3 protein-coding genes and 1 pseudogene are annotated in these 3,747 nt (G+C 49.5%); all 4 read left to right on the forward strand.

Translation table 11 applies throughout. The annotated features are described in order from the left end of the window. Positions 1-686 (forward strand): zinc-binding dehydrogenase (locus J5224_RS23965; protein WP_264627734.1); only part of this gene is annotated, 686 nt, incomplete at its 5' end. Positions 687-1,094: 408 nt separating this feature from the next. Continuing rightward, positions 1,095-2,048, forward strand: a complete 954-nt coding sequence (locus J5224_RS23970; protein WP_264627735.1) for a hydroxyacid dehydrogenase — start codon at positions 1,095-1,097, stop codon at positions 2,046-2,048. Positions 2,049-2,058: 10 nt separating this feature from the next. Next, positions 2,059-2,737: pseudogene (locus J5224_RS23975) on the forward strand (RraA family protein). 74 nt (positions 2,738-2,811) lie between these two features. Continuing rightward, positions 2,812-3,747, forward strand: a 936-nt coding sequence (locus tag J5224_RS23980) for an anion permease (protein ID WP_264627736.1), incomplete at its 3' end; no start/stop codon positions are given.

Consider the following 3,747-nt stretch of genomic DNA (forward strand, 5'->3'; position numbering starts at 1 on the left):
TGGCGGGTAAGGCGCGGGTGAGCGCTGAGTGGTTGGCACCGTTGCCACAGGGTTCAGGCGCCAGGCATGTGATGGCGATTGGTACGGCTGGGTTTACCGCGATGCTCTGCGTCGAGGCGGTGTTACACCACGGAGTGAAACCGGAGGACGGTCCGGTGCTGGTGACCGGTGCCAGCGGCGGCGTAGGCAGCTGTGCGGCATTGATTCTGGCGCAGTTGGGTTATCAGGTGGTGGCTTCCACGGGCCGCCCGGCAGAGGCTGACTGGCTGCGCAACGAGGTGGGCGTGAGTGAGGTTATCGATCGTGCCGAGTTGAGTGCACCGGGTAAACCGCTGCAAAAAGAGCGCTGGGTGGCGGCGGTGGATACCGTGGGCAGCCATACGCTGGCGAACGTGTGTGCCAGCATTCAGTACGGCGGTATCGTTGCCGCCTGTGGCATGGCGCAAGGGCTGGATCTCCCGGCAAGCGTTGCGCCGTTTATCCTGCGCAACGTCGCCTTGCAAGGTATCGACAGCGTGATGGTCAGTACGGAGAAACGCCCGGCGCTGTGGGAAAAAGCCTGCAAATACCTGCCGATGGCAAAACTGGCTGCGTTAACCACGGAGTATCCGCTGACGCAGGCCATTGATGTTGCCGAAGCGCTGTTAGCGGGCAAAGTGCGGGGCCGTGCCGTGATCAAGTGCTGATAGCCAGTGATTTTCGACCCGCCTGATCCTGGGCGGGTTATCTCTTTTTCCCTTTCTCTCGCTTTCGTCGTGAATCGTCCTGTTTTGCATCTCGTTGTATCCTCCCGCTGAAAATAAATAGCGCCTAGCCAACCCGTCAGGTTTTTTTGAATGTGCAGCACGCGAAAAATACTGTGATGCAGCAATGATATTATGTTTAAAAATGAAATTCATGATTTTCAATTTGAAATATTGACGTGTTTTATACCCGATGAAAATGTGAATAACATCACTTTGTCGTGGACGCTGTAAAAACAGATAAAAATATAAAGTTATATTTTTCAATGAATTGAATTTTGATTTTTATGATGTTCTGTTTCTGGCATGGCATGTGCTCTTAAAGGGGAAACCCACACAGGAGATTGTTACATGTCGTATAAGATTTTACTTCCGCAAGAAATCATGCGGGAAGGAAGAGAATATCTCGAAAGCCGCGGCTATCAACTTATTGATGGTTCAGGGATGGAAGAAGCGGATATCATCCGCGATATTGCTGATTGCGATGGCATTATTGTTCGCTTGTCTAAAATGTCGGATCGCGTATTTGACGCTGCCAAAAAACTGAAAGTTGTCGCACGACATGGCGCTGGCTATGACACTGTCGATTTAGAATCCGCAAAACGCCACGGTGTCACCGTACTGAATGCGCCAGTGGCGAATAGCATGTCGGTCGCTGAATTAGCGATATTTTATATGCTGCACTGCTCGCGTAATTTTAAACTGGTTGAAGAAAAAATGCTCAGTGAATATTACTGGGCAAAATTGCGTACGCCGAAAGTCGAACTTGATGGTAAAACGCTGGGCCTGGTCGGTGTCGGTAATATTGGTTCTCGCGTTGCCCTGAAGGCATTACATGGCTTCAACATGAACGTTATTGCCTACGATCCGTATAAAACACAGGAACAAATGCCGGAAGGCGTTGAATTGACCAATGACTTCGATCGTATTTTCCAAGAGAGCGATTTTGTTTCACTGCATTGTCCGGCAACCGCAGAAACGTTCGATTTTGTTGGTGAAAAACAGTTCTCAATGATGAAACCTACCGCGTATTTCATTAATACCGCACGCGGAAAATTGGTTGATGAAAAAGCGCTATACCACGCGTTATCCACTCAGCGTATTGCAGGTGCGGGGGTTGATGTATTAAAGAAAGAGCCGTTCGATCCCGAAGACCCGATTTTTACATTAAGCAATATCGTTATTGCTCCACATATTGGTGCTGCAACAAAAGAAGCAACCGATCGCGCATCGCTGCATTCCGCCATCGGTGTGGATGAAGTGCTGTCTGGCAAAAAACCATCCTGGCCGGTACCGGGATTTTAAGGAGAATAACGTGTCTATTGGTAATCGTATTTTTACCCAACGCCCTGCTTTCGATATTGAACTGCTGCAACATTACGAACAACTGCCTGCGGCAAATATCGCTGATACCATGAATAGAATTGCGGTGCTGGGTAATGGCATCAAACGTATTTCTTCGCCGAAAAAGCCGATTATGGCGGGTTATGCCATCACCGTGAAGGTGCGCGCTGGCGATACTGGATATGGCCTCAGAGCATGATGTGATTGTTGTCTCCAATGAAGGCGACCGCTCGCGCGCGCTGATGGGAGAGATCATGGTGGCCTATGCGCACTGCACCAAGAAAATCGCCGGTATCGTGCTCGATGGGCCGATCCGTGATGTTGACGCGCTTTCCGTGCTCGACTTTCCTCTGTTTGCTACCGGTTCTAACCCCGCCGGGCCTTTCAAAGAAGGACCGGGCGAAGTGAATACCCCGATTGCGGTGGGTGGCGTGGCGGTGTGTCCTGGCGATCTTATCGTGGGTGATGCCGATGGCGTCATTGTTATTCCGCTGAAAGATGCTGCCACCCTGTTGGATAAAGCCAAAGAGTACTCAAAATTCGATGCGAGCAAAGTGGATGCCGCCAAAAATGGCACGGCGAATCGCGCATGGGTGAAAAAATCGTTGGAAGCCAAAGGCGTTGAGTTTATCAACGACATCTTTCGTTAATTCCTTCTAATAAATAAAAGCCACACGGACGGGGTATCTGGCCGCGTGGCTTTATAAGTAAAGGTATTGTTACTATGCTTTATCTTAAACTCTTGCCCATTATATTTTTCCCCGTCTTGTTTTGGGTAATACCGCACCCAACCGGCGTCTCAGCAGACACCTGGCATATGGTGGGTATTTATTTGGCCATGCTGTGTGGATTGGTACTACGCCCATTTACCGATTCCGTCATTATGCTGATTATTCTTGGCTTTGCATCATTGGTTATTTCCCCTGGCCCGCTGTTTGCCGGATTCGGCAGCCCAATGGTGTGGTTTATTATCAGCGCCTTTATTATCTGTAAGGCATTCGTTATTACCGGGCTAGGTAAACGTATTGCCTATATGTTATTAAAGCGATATGGCAAAAATACCCTGACGCTCGGCTATTTGATGATGGTAACGGATACCATTCTTGCGCCAGCTACCGGCTCGAATATGTCCCGCTCAGGGGGGATCACCTACCCTATTTTCAGAAACATTGCCGAAGCGCTGGGTTCAACACCTGAAGCCGGAAGTCGTAAAATTGGTGCCTACCTGACCATTCTGATGTACGTGGTTTCCATGGGAACCTCGAGCCTGTTTTTAACCGGTATGGCGACTAACTCCATTACCGTGTCTCTTGCCAATGAGATAATGAAGGTCAATCTCGAATGGATGGTGTGGTTCAAAGCGGCGGTAGTTCCTGCCGGTCTGGTGCTGGTATTGGCACCCTGGATTCTCTATAAGATTTATGCACCAGAATTAAAGATCATTGCCAACGTTAATGAGATTGCTGAAAAAGGATTGGCGGAGTTAGGCCCGGTAAAACGTGAAGAAAAGCTGCTGATTGTCTTCTTTATTCTGGGGGTACTGGGATGGATGACGGGATCGGTGACCGGTATTGATTTTATCCCGGTCGGCCTGGCCTTTTTGGCGTGTTTGCTGCTGTTTCGTGTGCTGACGTGGAATGACGTTGTCAGGGAGAAGTCT

This window comes from Candidatus Symbiopectobacterium sp. NZEC135 (assembly GCF_025962695.1).

Excerpts from the sequence above, each read along its gene's own strand:
- J5224_RS23970 (WP_264627735.1), top strand. The coding sequence starts at position 1,095 with ATGTCGTATAAGATTTTACTTCCGCAAGAAATCATGCGGGAAGGAAGA.